Genomic DNA, 12,973 nt, shown 5'->3' on the forward strand with positions numbered 1-12,973 from the left:
AGCGAGTGGAGGTTCGCGGCGGGGCGGCGCATCGCCCGGGCCGAGTACGCAAAAGCAGGAGGCAGTCGCTTGGATGCCACCGTCACTCTCTTCGGCTCCGTCCTCGCCTGCCTGGGCGTTCTGGGCGCGGCCGCAGTGGCGCATCTCGGCAAACGCGGTGAGAACGCGCTGACGGGCTTCACGAACCTGACCGAGAAACTCCAGATGGAGCGGGACAGGCTGGAGCGGCAGGTCGCCGAACGCGATGCGAAATTGGCTGAGTTGAACGCCCTGCACGTCCATGACCAGAGCGAGATCGCTCGACTGCTCATCGACAACCAACGGCTCGGAGGCACGCGGTGATCCAGCTGGAGCGACTTCTGGCCCACCGCTGGCGCAGCGTATGCCTCGTCTGCGTCCTGGTCGCGCTCTCCGGAGTCGCGGTGATCATGTGGGCCCGTATCGACGCCGGGGACCGCAGGGCCGACCGGTTCGCGGCCGAGGCGGACCGGCGCGGCGAGGCGGTCTCCACCCTCGCCCGGGACGTGCGCACCCTGCGCGCCCAGGTCAAGGCGCACGGCGACACCCCCGCCGCGCCGGACCCCTCCGACGCCGTCGACGACCTGCGCGGCCGCGCCGAGGTGCCCGCGGGGGCGCCGGGCTCGCGCGGCGCGGACGGCAAGCCCGGGGACAGGGGCGCACCGGGCGGCGGCGGACAGCAGGGGCCCGGCGGCGAGCCGGGCGCGCCCGGGGAGCCCGGACCCACGGGGCCCGCGGGTGGGGCAGGCCCGGACGGGCCCCAGGGGCCGGAAGGACAGGCCGGCGCGGCCGGTCCCACGGGGCCGCCGGGCGTGGCGGGCGCGGACGGCCAGGCGGGCGCGGACGGCGCGATGGGTCCCGTCGGGCCCGTCGGTCCCGCCGGGCCGGCCGGTCCCGCCGGTCCCGCCGGGCCGGCCGGCGAGCGGGGCGCGAAGGGCGACCAGGGCGCCACCGGCCCCACCTGCCCCGACGGCTACCGCCTCCAGCCCCCGGCGAACGACCCCGACGCCCTGGTCTGCCGCCGCGACGCCGGCGGCCCCTCACAGCCCGCCCAGGCCCTGGCCCTGCTGGCTGCGCTGCCGCGCCGCCGCAGGGGTGCGCGCGAGGAGCCCGCGTCGGCGTGGGCGGGGAGCGGCACGGGGTGACCGGTCGGGTTGACCGGTCGGAGGGCTGGCTCTCCCGGTGCTGCGGTGCTGCGGTGCTGCGGTGCCGCGGTGCTGCGGTGCGCGGCCGGTTGCCGTGTCGGCCGGGCGTGGAGTGTCACGGGGTGACTGGCCGGGGTAGGTGCGGCGGCCCTCCGGGGCCCGCCCGAGTCTGCCCGTGGGGCGACCCCGACGCTTTGCTCTGTCGCCGTAACGGCGCAGGGCCGCGCAGCCCCCCCCTGGGCAGCCCCGGCCTTGCAGGGTGCCCCGTAGTCCCGGCTTGCAGCCCGTGGGGTGGGCGGCTGGGCGGTGGGTGGATCCCACTCGCCGGGACTCCCTGCGGACGTCCCCTGGCCCTGGCCTGCCGTCGCGTGGCCCTGGTCCTGCTGGCCGCTTTGCCGCACCGGCGGTCCTGGGCTCCCCGGGCTCCCCGGGCCTCCGGGCCTCCCGCGCCTCCGGGCCCCCGGGGTTCCCGGGCCTCCGGGCCCCCGGGCCTCCGGATCCCCCGGGCCCCCGGATCCCCCGGATCCCCCGGATCCCCCGGATCCCCCGGATCCCCCGGATCCCCCGGATCCCCCGGATCCCCCGGATCCCCTGGGCCCCCGGGCCTCCGGACCCCCCGGCCCCCCGGCCCTCCGGGCCTCCGGGCCCCGCCCCGGTCGCCGGCCCCAACGACGCGGGGTGACCGGCCGGTGGGCGGACCAGGGGATCGGGGAGGGGAGGGGAGGGGAGGAGAGGGCCGGATCCACTCGGAGGGGTACGTGTTCGGAGTGGGGTCTGTCGCGGGGCGCCGGAGTCGGGGATGCTCCTGGCTCATGAGTAGACCCGTGAGAGCTACGAGGCCCGCGCGGCCCGCGCCACGCGTCAACACCCGCATGCGTCCCTGGATCTGGCCCGCCGTGCTCGCCGTCGCGGCGGCCGGGCTCTCCGCGGGCTCCCCGGCGGGGGCGGACGCCGACCGGTCGGGGCTGCCCGAGGCCATCGACGCCGTCCTCGGCGACCCGCGCATGGAGGGCGGCGCGGCCAGTGTCGTGGTCGCCGACTCCGCGTCCGGCGACATCCTCTACCAGCACGGCTCAAGCGGGCGCCTGATGCCCGCCTCCAACACCAAGCTGCTCACCTCGGCCGCCGCCATGGAACTCCTCGGCCCCGACCACCGCTTCACCACCGACGTCCGCACCGCCGCCCCGCGACGCGGCTCCGTCCTCAAGGGCGACCTGTACCTGCGCGGCACCGGCGATCCCACGACGCTCGCCAAGGACTACGACCAACTCGCGGCGAAGGTCGCCGACTCGGGGATCCGGCGTGTCGCGGGGCGGCTGGTCGCCGACGACACCCGCTTCGACGCCCGGCGCATCGGCGACACGTGGGGCGGCGACGACGAATCCTCGTACTACGCGGCGCAGATCAGTGCCCTGAGCGTCGCTCCCGACACCGACTACGACACCGGGACGGTCATCGTCGAGGTCGGACCGGGGGCGCGGGCCGGGGACAAGCCGCGCGTGAAGGTGACGCCGGACACCGACTACGTGGACATCGACCTGCGCGCGAGCACCGTCGCCGCGGGCGGCGACGACACCATCGCCGTGGAGCGGCGGCACGGCGAGAACACCATCGCCGTCAGCGGCACCGTCCCCGTCGGCGGGGACACCACCAAGGAGTGGGTCACCGTCTGGGAGCCCACCGGGTACGCGGCCGCCGTCTTCCGCGACGCGCTCGCCGCGCACGGCGTGAAGGTGAGCGGGTCCACCCGGACCGGCGTCGCCACCCCGAAGGGTGCCCGGCAGCTCGCCTCGCACGACTCCATGCGGCTGGGGGACCTCTTGGTCCCGTTCATGAAGCTCTCCAACAACATGCACGCGGAGAGCCTGACGAAGGCGATGGGGTACAAGGCGACCGGTCGGGCGGGGAGTTGGGACGACGGAATCGCCGCGATCGGCGGCTACCTGAAGACCGCGGGCGTGGATCCGGGCAAGATCCGTCAGGTCGACGGCTCCGGGCTTTCGCGCAAGGACAACGTCGCGGCCGACCAGTACGTCAAGCTGCTGCGCTCGGCGAAGGGCGAACCGTGGTTCGGCGACTGGTACGCCGCCCTGCCGGTGGCCTGCGCGCCGGACAAGTTCGCGGGCGGCACGTTGCGCACGCGGATGTGCGGCACCCCGGCGGCCCTCAACGTCCGTGCCAAGACGGGGTCGTTGACGGGTGCGTCCGCGCTGTCCGGCTACGTCAAGGACAAGGGCGGACGCGAGCTGGTCTTCAGCATCATCCTCAACAACTACCTGCCCTCATCGGTGAAGGCGCTGGAGGACGCCATCGTGGTGACCCTCGCCTCCTCCACCGAGGACAAGGCCGTCCCGGTCACGCCTCGTTCGACGCGCGCGGCCGACGCGGACGGCGGCGACCTGGAGTGCTCCTGGCGCAAGCCCGCACGCTGCTGAGCAGCAGCGCACAGCAGGCGGCGGCGACCGGCACCCCGTAGCCCGCGGCGGTGCCCAGGTGCTCCACCGCCCAGCCGCCGCCTGCCGCACCGCAGGCGATGCCCCCGAGGAGGCCGGTCACGGCGAGGGTCATGCCCTCGTTCAACCGCCCCTCGGGGGTGCGGTGCTGGACCAGCGTCATGCCCGTGACCATGGTGGGTGCCGTCGCCATCCCCGCGATCAGCAGCGCCCCGGCGAGGGCGGGCAAGGAGCCTGTGGTCACCACCGCGAGCAGCGGCAGCGTCATCAGGGCCGCCATCGCGGCGGCGCACATCTGGTGACGGCGGCCGAGCGGCCCGCGGGGCTTCGCGGCGCCGTACACGAGCCCGGCCGCGCAGGAGCCCGCCGCCTGAAGGGCGAGGACCACTCCCGAGGCGGCCTTGTGCCCCCGGTCGTCGGCGAAGGCGATCGTGACGACTTCGAGGGAGCCGAAGACGGCCCCGGTGGCGAGGAACGCGGCCAGCAGGGTGGGCATCCCGCGCGCGCGAAGCGGCGACGACGTGCCTGCGGAGGCGTCCGTACGCCCCTGGGGCGGGGGTTCCGTCGCGCGCTGGGCGGCGAAGACGAGCACGCCGCTCACCAGCAGGACCACGCCGGTCAGGGTGCCCGCCTGGGGAAAGAGCGTGCCGCAGAGGAACGCGGCCAGGACCGGCCCGAGCATGAAACAGAGCTCGTCGGCGGCCTGTTCGAAGGAGTTGGCGGTGTGCACGGCCCGCTGGTCCTCCTTGAGCAGATGCGCCCAGCGGGCCCGGGACATGCCGCCCGTGTTCGGGGTCGTGGCGGTGGCGGCGTACGACGCGAAGAGCGTCCAGTCGGGTGCTCCGTAACGCACGCACAGCAGCAGCGAGAGCGAGCCGAGCGCGGCGCAGAGGGCGGCGGGCACGGCGACGCGCGCCTGGCCGTACCGGTCGACGAGCCGCGCCGTCCAGGGCGCCACGACGGCGGTTGCCGCGAGGCCGGTCGCGGTGACGGCGCCGGCCAGGGCGTACGAACCGCGGGCCCCGGAGATCATGATGACGGCGCTGACGCTGAACATGCCCATGGGAAGGCGGGCGACGAGGTTGCCCACGGTGAAGGCGGTGGCGCCGGGTATCGCGAAGAGGCGGGCGTAGGGGTTGCGGGGCAGCGCGCCGGTCGGCATGGAGGGTGTGTTGAGGGGCGGTTGAGGGCGCGGGTCGTCCGGGGTGCCGCGGGGCGGCAGGCCATCCGGGTCGGAGGGTGCGGACCGGGCCGGTTGGTGGGCCGGTTGGTGGGCCGGCGCGGCGGGGGCGTCATGCGGCATGGGGCCAGCCTCGCCGCGGGCGGCCGCAAGGGTCCAACACCTTCCGGACCCCCATTCACGCACTTCCGTTGTGGATCCGCGGACCCCCGGGGGTTAGGTTCCTGCGATGACCGCTGAATCCACTGCCGCGCGCCGTGACGTGGACCCCCGGCTGCTGCGCGCCTTCGTCACGGTCGCCGAGGAGCTGCACTTCACCCGCGCCGCCACCCGCCTGTACGTCGCACAGCAGGCACTGAGCCGCGATGTCCGGCGCCTGGAGCGGGAGTTGGGCGGCGAGCTCTTCGCACGCTCCACGCGGCAGGTCGCGCTGACCGCCGACGGCGAGCGGCTGTTGCCGTACGCGCGCCGCGTCCTGGAGGCCCAGGACGACCTGGTCGCGGCCGCCGCGGGCGCCGCCAGGCCGCTGCTCGTCGACCTGAACAGCCCCGGGCTCGTCTTCGGCCGCATCCTGGACCGGGCGCGCGAACTCGCCCCGGACTGTGAGCTGATGGCCCGTTTCGAGAGTGGCCTCACCGGCTCCGCGGCCGAGATCATCGCCGGGCGGCTCGACGCCTCCTTCGGGCGGTTCGCGGGCCTCGGTCCCGCGTTGCGGGCGGGACTCGCCCACCAGCCCGTGCGGTACGAGCCGATGGCGGTGCTGCTGCCGACGGGCCACCCGCTGACCGCGTTCGACGCGGTGCCGCTGGACGCGCTCGCGGGGGAGACCGTGTACGCGGGCGCGGGCAACCCCCGTACCCAGGAGTGGACCGACCTCGCGCGACGGCTCTTCGAAGGGCGCGGCATCGGGATCGCGCCACCCGCGCCGCTCGCCGTCGGGGCCGAGGAGTTCGAACGCGTCATGGCCAAGAACCGGCATCCGGTCCTCGCGGTAGTGGACTTTCCGGCCATGCCGGGAGCGGAACTGCGGCCGCTGGTCGACCCCGTACCGCTGTCTCCCGTATCGCTGGTGTGGCGAAAGGGCTTGGCGCACCCGGGAGTCACCGCCCTGCGGAGGGCCGCCGCGGTTCTTGCCGAGGAGGAAGGATGGCTGAGGAAACCGCCGAATGGGTGGGTTCCTGCCACAGATGCACTCATCATGATGAGCCGGAACTGACTTCGCACCTCGCCCGCCACACCCGTGGCACATTCGTGGCCCGGGTTCGGTGTGATGGGGGAAGCGCTCGGATCGGGTGGGGGCCCGGTCCGTACGGCGGGCGCCCGGGGTCGTACGCGCACCCAAGTCCGTTATGTGGGGGTTGTGCGTACGCATGGAAACTTGGCGAGAAGATGCCTTACCAGGACATACTCATGATCCGAACGAGGTCACCGTTCAGATCGACGGCCTGGGGCGGCAGATGGCGGACCTCTCCGCCGAGCCCCGCCGGGAGGGCGGGGCCGACGGCCCCGTCTTCGTCGACGAGACGGGTCGCCGCGGCCGGCTGTACCGCAGAGCCGGAGTGCTCGTCGGTATAGCCTGCGCGGTCTACGCGATAGTCATCGTCGGCACCCTGTTCTCGGGCAACTCCAGTGCGCCCTGGCTGCCCATGCCGGGCGCCAAGGACGACCGACCGGCGAGCAAGGTCGACACACCGGGCGGCCCGGCGGCCGCCCCCGCCGACCCCTCGTCCCCGGTCGGCACCCCGGCGTCACCCGACGCGACGGACGCCGCCGCGGCGACGCCCCGCCCCGGCGGCAGCGACAGCGACGACGGCAGGCCCGGCCCCGCCCGCAGCGCGGACGGCGAGGGCGGAGCGGGCGCCTCCGCGGGACCCGGCTCCGGGACCGGTGGCGGCAGGTCCGAGCCGCGCCCGCGCCCCACGGGCGGCGGCCGCCCCGACCCGGCCACGACCGGCGGCACGGCGGGCGCGGACCCCGGCTCCGGACCCGGCGCCACGCATTCGACCGACCCGCCCGTCGAACCGTCCACGACGCCCCCGGGACCCGGCGCCGACGGGGGAGCCGGCGGATCAGGCGGATCAGGTGGAGCCGGTGGCGGCGGCGAGGTCCCCGTCGGCTACACCCCTCCCGCCGAGCAGTCCTCCTCGCACATCGAGCGGTCCTCCTCAGGCACCACGACGTCCTCCTCGGGCGCCAGGACGTCCTAGGAGGACGCGCAGCGATGAACTTCCGTACTACCGGGGGCCGCTCGGACCGCCCAGGGACCAACCGCTCGGATTACGCGGGGACCAACCGCTCGGACGGCGAGGGGGCCAATCACTCGGGTCGGGCGGGGACCAACTGCTCGGACGGCGAGGGGCCCAATCACTCCGGTCGGGTGGGGACCAGCCGCTCGGATCGCGCGGGGGCCAACCACGCAGAGCCCCACGCCACCGGCCAGGCCGAGCCCCACGCCACCGGTCAGGCCGAGCCCCACCAGGTCGGCCAAGCCCAGCCCAGCCGGGCCGGCCACACCCACGACCACCGGACCAGCCGCGCCGAGAGCCACCAGATCAACCAAGCCCAGCCCAGCCCGGCCAACCAAGTCCAGCCCAGCCGGGCCAACCAAGCCCAGACCCCCCGGACCGGGGGTCGCCGCAAGGCGTCCGGTCCCGTGAGGCGGCGTCGCCTGCCCCTGCGCTGTCTGCTGCCCTCGCTGTTCCTCGTCGCGCTGCTCGCGATGCTCATGCTGCACGGGTACGTGCACGGCGAGATCCTCGCCGACCACCGCGTCAGACCGCCCGCCCCCACCGATCACGTACCGGGGAAGATCCTGGAGGGCGGCCCCGTCATCGACACCCGGGGCGGCCGCGAGACCACGCTGAGCGTGCCCGACCACCGGCTCGTCCTCACCTTCGACGACGGCCCCGACCCGAAGTGGACGCCCCAGGTCCTCGACGTCCTGAAGGAGTACGACGCCCACGCCGTCTTCTTCGTCACCGGCACCATGGCCTCGCGCCACCCCGAGCTGGTCCGGCGCATGGTGGACGAGGGTCACGAGGTCGGCCTGCACACCTTCGGCCACCCCGACCTCTCCTACCGGTCCGCGAGCCGCATCGACTGGGAGCTCTCGCAGAACCAGCTCGCCCTGGCCGGCGCGGCGGGCATCCGGACCTCGCTCTTCCGCCCGCCGTACTCCTCGTTCGCCGACGCCATGGACGACAAGTCCTACCCCGTGACGAAGGCCGTCGGCAGGCGCGGCTACCTCACCGTCGTCAACGACACCGACAGCGAGGACTGGAAGCGTCCCGGCGTCGAGGAGATCATCCGCCGGGCCACGCCCCGGGGCGGAGAGGGCGCCGTCGTCCTCATGCACGACTCCGGCGGCGACCGTTCCCAGACCGTCGCCGCGCTCGACCGCTTCCTGCCCGACCTGCGGAAGAAGGGCTACACGTTCGACAACCTCACGGAGGCCCTGGACGCGCCGAGCGCCCACACCGAGGTGACCGGCGTCGAGCTGTGGAAGGGCAACGCCTGGGTCTTCCTGGTCGGCGTCTCCGAACACCTCACCGACGGTCTCGTCGTGGCGCTCGCCGTCATCGGCGTCCTCGTCCTCACCCGCTTCGGCCTGATGCTGCTGCTCTCCGCGGTGCACGCGCGCCGGGTGCGGCGGCCGGACTTCCGCCGGGGCCCGCCGGTCACCGAGCCGGTCTCGGTCCTGGTCCCGGCGTACAACGAGGCCAAGTGCATCGAGGCGACGGTCCGTTCCCTCATGGCGAGCGACCACCCGATCGAGGTCGTCGTCATCGACGACGGGTCGTCGGACGGTACGGCACTCATCGTCGAGGGCCTGTGCCTGCCGGACGTGCGCGTCGTGCGCCAGCTGAACGCGGGCAAGCCCGCCGCCCTCAACCGGGGCATGGCCAATGCCCGGTACGACCTCATCGTGATGATGGACGGCGACACCGTCTTCGAGGAGTCCACCGTCCGCGAACTCGTGCAGCCCTTCGGCGACGCGCGCGTGGGCGCCGTCGCGGGCAACGCGAAGGTCGGCAACAGGGACTCGCTCATCGGCGCCTGGCAGCACATCGAGTACGTCATGGGCTTCAACCTCGACCGCCGGATGTACGACATGCTGCGCTGCATGCCGACGATCCCGGGCGCGGTCGGCGCGTTCCGGCGCTCCGCGCTGGAGCGGGTCGGCGGCATGAGCGACGACACGCTCGCCGAGGACACCGACATCACGATGGCGCTGCACCGGGACGGCTGGCGGGTCGTGTACGCGGAGAAGGCGCGCGCCTGGACCGAGGCCCCGGAGTCGGTCCAGCAGCTGTGGTCCCAGCGCTACCGCTGGTCGTACGGCACGATGCAGGCGATCTGGAAGCACCGGGGCGCGCTCGTCGACTCCGGCCCCTCGGGCCGCTTCGGCCGCGTGGGACTTCCGCTGGTCTCGCTGTTCATGGTCCTCGCGCCGCTCCTGGCCCCCCTCATCGACGTGTTCCTCCTGTACGGCCTGGTCTTCGGCCCCACCCTGAAGACCGTCGCCGCCTGGCTCGGGGTCCTCGCCGTGCAGGCGGTCTGCGCGGCGTACGCCTTCCGCCTGGACCGCGAACGCATGACCCATCTGATCTCGCTGCCCCTCCAGCAGGTCCTCTACCGGCAGTTGATGTACGTCGTGCTGCTGCAGTCCTGGATCACCGCCCTCACCGGAGGCCGCCTTCGCTGGCAGAAGCTCCGGCGCACGGGAGTGGTGGAGGCGCCCGGCTCCATCCCGCTCCGGCGGACGGGCGGACACGAGCGGAGGCCTGTGGGATGAGTGAGAGCTATGTGCCGGGTGCGCCGGGTGCGCCGGGTGGGTCGGGCCGCGTCACGGGGGCGGCGGACCGTGGGTCGGGATCGCTGCCGGTGCCTCCGCCGGTGCCTCCGCCGGTGCCCCCGTCGGCGTCTCCGTCGGTGCCTCTGCCGACGTCTCCGCCGGTGTCCCCACAGGTACCTCCCGCCCTGCCTGTCCCGGGGCGGGCTCCGGCTCCGGCCCCTGCCGCTGCTCCCCCCGAGCCGCCCGCCCGCGACCGCTACCTGGACGTGCTGCGCTCGCTCGCGCTGGTCAGGGTCGTCGCCTACCACCTGTTCGGCTGGGCGTGGCTGACGATCCTGTTCCCCTCCATGGGCGTGATGTTCGCGCTCGCTGGCTCGCTGATGGCGCGCTCGCTGAAGCGTCCGGCCTGGGGCGTCATCAGGGGCCGCATCCGCCGACTGCTGCCTCCCATGTGGGTGTTCAGCGCGGTGGCGCTCGTCCTGCTCTTCACCGGCGGCTGGAACGTCTCCGAGGACCCCGACCACCAGGGCACCTGGGGTCTGCTGTCGATGGCCAACTACGTGTTCCCGTTGGGGGCGCCGCCCTACCCCTGGAACCTGGGCGACCCGGCGGGTCTCCTGGAGGACACCTGGTCGGATCAGGCGGTGGGCCCGCTCTGGTACATCCGCGCGTACCTGTGGTTCGTGATCGCCTCGCCCTTGCTGCTGCGCGCCTTCCGCAGGCTCCCGCGGGTGACGCTGTTCGCCCCGCTCGCGCTGACCTCGGTGGTCGGCACGGGACTCGTCACGATCCCCGGCGAGACGGGGAACGCGGTCTCCGACTTCGCGGTGTACGGCAGCTGCTGGATCCTGGGGTTCGCGCACCGGGACGGCCTGCTGGCACGGGTCCCCCGCTACCTGGCGGTGTCGGGCGCGGCCATCGTCATGGCGTTCGGCCTGTGGTGGGCGTCGGGCCATCTGGGCCCGGACGGCTGGGACCTGAACGACATCCCGTTGGCGCAGGCCACCTGGTCCTTCGGTTTCGTCGTCATCCTCCTCCAGTACGCGCCGTCGTGGCAGGAACTGCCGGGCAGACTCGCGAAGTGGGACAGGCTGGTGACGCTCTCCAACAACAGGGCGGTCACGATCTACCTCTGGCACAACTTCCTGATCATGGCGACGGTGCCGATCATCGACATGGCGTACGACCTGCCGTTCATGGCGGACGAGACCTGGAGCTCCGCGCTCGACACCACGTACATGCTGTGGATGACCTTGCTGGTCTGGCCGTTGATCGGGCTGATGGTGGTGGCCGTGGGCTGGGTCGAGGACCTGGCGGCGCGGCGGCGGCCGAGGCTGTGGCCGGACGGGGCGCGGAGGAAGGGCCGAGGGCGACGGGCGACAGCGCGCCCCTGAGAGCCTTCGCCCTCGCCCCTCGCCCCCCCCTCGCCCCTCGTCCCTCGCATCCCTGGCGGTCCTCGCCCCTGCGACGCTCTTCGCGGAGTCCCAGTAGCGAAGGGGGCGGTCGTCGGGGTGCCGGTGATGCCGGTGAGCAGGCCAATGCGTTGCGCGACTGTTACGTACGAGCAGACGTCCGTGATCAGCTGAAATGCCGCTGTAAATGGGTGCGTTCGGGGCTGCCCGCCGCCCCGTCGCGAAGGCCGCGCAGCTCGTTCTGTTCGCTCTGGTGAAGGGATGTCGCGCATGGTGAGGATGTCGCAAACCCCAAGCGGCAAGAGACAGCAAGAGGCGAATTACAGCGCGCGCCCGTGATGCATTGCATTCGCCAATGGGCGTGCGTGATGGGCCGTAACGGCCTCGACGCGCACCGTAGCCGACTCCTAAGCTGACGGCTCTTCCCGCCGTGCGCACCGGACGAACCTGCTGCGCGGCGGGCCCATTTCTGCCAGGAGATCCCTTTGCTTCACAGGAAGACCTCGTTGCGCGTCGCCGCGCCCGTCGCCGTGCTCGCCCTCGCGCTGACCGCCTGCGGAGGCGGTGACGACAAGAAGTCGGAGGACACGTCGAAGGGCGACACGTCCACGTCCCAGAACAAGCCCAAGGAGCCCGCCGCGCTGTCGGCCGGCGAGAGCACCACGGGCAAGGTGAAGGAGGGCGACGCCGCCGTCACCTACGGCGTCGCCGCCGAGAAGGTCGACGTGGGCACGGAGGCGGAGACCAAGAAGCTGGTCTCGGACCCCAAGCGGGCGAAGGGCCTGGTCGCCGCGACCGCGCACATCAAGTACACGCACAAGGGCGGCGCCCCGCTCACGGACACCCCGGACGTGGCGGACACCACGGAGATCTACGCGGACGGCACCCGCGGCGGCCTGCTCATCGGTGCGGCCGAGGACGCCCCCGGCTGCGAGGACAAGCTGGACCTCGAAGGCTGGAAGAAGGGCGAGAGCCACGTGCTCTGCGAGACGTACCTGATCCCGACGGGCTCGAAGTCCATCGAGGTCCACTGGGCCACGAAGGAAGACGGCGAGCCGGTGATCTGGAAGTTCGAGGGCAAGTAGCCCGCGGACGAGGTGTGTCGGGACGCGTGGGGGCGCGTTGAGACACGTCGAGCCGTTGGCGGGACGCGGGGGACGCGGGGGGCCGCGGGGGCGGCCGGACATCGCACTTGGGCGGTGGCCGGCCGCCTTTGCGTGGGCGGTGTGGCTGGACGCGTCCGCAGCGGCTTCCGCGTATGTCTCCAAGGTGTCCGGCTGTGTGGAGGGCTTCCGCGACCACGACCACGACCGCGACCAAGGGGAGTGAGTACGGCGGCGGCTGAGCGGGGCCAGGAAGTAATCCGCTGGCGGCGGGGGCACGCGCGGTTGAAGATGGCGCGCATGAGTGAGCAACCCATGCGGTGGACCGAGGCGACCGTGTACTCCGACATGTGGGTCGATCCGGACAGTGATCCGCGTAACAACGACGCCAGTCCGGACGGTGAGGTCGCCACGCTGTTGGACTTTCTGGCGGGGTACCGGCTCACGTTGCGCATGAAGTGCGAGGGGCTGGACGCGGAGCAGTTGGCGCGGCGGTCGGTGCCGCCGTCGACGATGTCGCTGCTCGGGCTGGTCCGGCATCTCGCCGAGGCCGAGCGGGACTGGCAGAACTGGATCACTGACGGGGAGCCGTTGCCGAAGCTGTACGGCCAGAAGGACGCGGACTTCCTGGCGGCTGTCGCCGATCAGGCCCAGGTCGATGCCGCGTACGCCGACCTGGAGCGTGAGCAGGCCGCGACCGACGCCGCGATCGCCGCGCATCCGGATCTCGGCGAGCGTCTGGGGAAGCAGAAGGTCGCGGTCCGTGAGCTGATGGTGCACCGGATCGAGGAGTACGCCCGGCACTGCGGGCACGCCGATCTGTTGCGCGAGTGCGTCGACGGGCGAGTGGGCCAGTGACGGGTGGAT

The 12,973-nt window shown here is 73.2% G+C and carries 10 protein-coding genes; 9 read left to right on the forward strand and 1 reads right to left on the reverse strand.

What is annotated here, in order from left to right; genetic code table 11:
• Nucleotides 1-69: 69 nt before the first annotated feature.
• The 3 genes from ACZ592_RS25920 (at nt 70) to dacB (ending at nt 3,598) form a co-directional block, all read left to right on the forward strand.
• Nucleotides 70-342: a hypothetical protein gene (locus tag ACZ592_RS25920; RefSeq protein ID WP_471584035.1), complete on the forward strand. Its 273-nt coding sequence runs from the start codon at nt 70-72 to the stop codon at nt 340-342.
• The gene (locus ACZ592_RS25925; protein WP_471584036.1) at nt 339-1,163 is read left to right on the forward strand and encodes a collagen-like domain-containing protein; all 825 of its coding nucleotides are present in this window, start codon (nt 339-341) and stop codon (nt 1,161-1,163) included. Before ACZ592_RS25920 ends, ACZ592_RS25925 begins: the two co-directional genes overlap by 4 nt.
• Nucleotides 1,164-2,035: 872 nt before the next feature.
• Nucleotides 2,036-3,598 (forward strand): D-alanyl-D-alanine carboxypeptidase/D-alanyl-D-alanine endopeptidase, encoded by a 1,563-nt coding sequence (gene dacB / locus ACZ592_RS25930; protein WP_471584388.1) that lies wholly within the window; start codon nt 2,036-2,038, stop codon nt 3,596-3,598.
• Here dacB and ACZ592_RS25935 read toward each other — a convergent pair.
• Complete coding sequence (locus ACZ592_RS25935) at nt 3,519-4,778, reverse strand: MFS transporter (RefSeq protein WP_471584037.1); 1,260 nt, start codon at nt 4,776-4,778, stop codon at nt 3,519-3,521. The genes dacB and ACZ592_RS25935 overlap by 80 nt on opposite strands.
• A 247-nt stretch (nt 4,779-5,025) precedes the next feature.
• Here ACZ592_RS25935 and ACZ592_RS25940 point away from each other — a divergent pair, with 247 nt between their 5' ends.
• The 6 genes from ACZ592_RS25940 to ACZ592_RS25965 all read left to right on the forward strand — a co-directional run bounded on the left by ACZ592_RS25940 (nt 5,026) and on the right by ACZ592_RS25965 (nt 12,964).
• Nucleotides 5,026-6,012, forward strand: coding sequence for a LysR family transcriptional regulator (locus ACZ592_RS25940; protein ID WP_471584038.1), 987 nt, complete (start codon nt 5,026-5,028; stop codon nt 6,010-6,012).
• Nucleotides 6,013-6,253: 241 nt separating this feature from the next.
• Entirely contained in the window at nt 6,254-7,003 is a 750-nt protein-coding gene (locus tag ACZ592_RS25945) for a hypothetical protein (protein WP_471584039.1), read from the forward strand.
• Nucleotides 7,004-7,515: 512 nt separating this feature from the next.
• The gene (locus ACZ592_RS25950; RefSeq protein WP_471584389.1) at nt 7,516-9,591 is read left to right on the forward strand and encodes a polysaccharide deacetylase family protein; all 2,076 of its coding nucleotides are present in this window, start codon (nt 7,516-7,518) and stop codon (nt 9,589-9,591) included.
• 161 nt (nt 9,592-9,752) lie between these two features.
• The gene (locus ACZ592_RS25955; RefSeq protein ID WP_471584040.1) at nt 9,753-10,985 is read left to right on the forward strand and encodes an acyltransferase family protein; all 1,233 of its coding nucleotides are present in this window, start codon (nt 9,753-9,755) and stop codon (nt 10,983-10,985) included.
• Between the two features lie 503 nt (nt 10,986-11,488).
• Nucleotides 11,489-12,088, forward strand: coding sequence for a hypothetical protein (locus tag ACZ592_RS25960; protein ID WP_471584041.1), 600 nt, complete (start codon nt 11,489-11,491; stop codon nt 12,086-12,088).
• Nucleotides 12,089-12,397: 309 nt separating this feature from the next.
• Nucleotides 12,398-12,964, forward strand: a complete 567-nt coding sequence (locus ACZ592_RS25965; protein WP_471584042.1) for a DinB family protein — start codon at nt 12,398-12,400, stop codon at nt 12,962-12,964.
• Nucleotides 12,965-12,973: the final 9 nt, after the last annotated feature.

Source organism: Streptomyces sp. NPDC040622 (genome assembly GCF_055593965.1).

Excerpts from the sequence above, each read along its gene's own strand:
- dacB (WP_471584388.1), top strand. The coding sequence starts at position 2,036 with ATGCGTCCCTGGATCTGGCCCGCCGTGCTCGCCGTCGCGGCGGCCGGG.
- ACZ592_RS25935 (WP_471584037.1), bottom strand. The coding sequence starts at position 4,778 with ATGCCGACCGGCGCGCTGCCCCGCAACCCCTACGCCCGCCTCTTCGCG.
- ACZ592_RS25940 (WP_471584038.1), top strand. The coding sequence starts at position 5,026 with ATGACCGCTGAATCCACTGCCGCGCGCCGTGACGTGGACCCCCGGCTG.
- ACZ592_RS25945 (WP_471584039.1), top strand. The coding sequence starts at position 6,254 with ATGGCGGACCTCTCCGCCGAGCCCCGCCGGGAGGGCGGGGCCGACGGC.
- ACZ592_RS25950 (WP_471584389.1), top strand. The coding sequence starts at position 7,516 with ATGCTCATGCTGCACGGGTACGTGCACGGCGAGATCCTCGCCGACCAC.
- ACZ592_RS25965 (WP_471584042.1), top strand. The coding sequence starts at position 12,398 with ATGGCGCGCATGAGTGAGCAACCCATGCGGTGGACCGAGGCGACCGTG.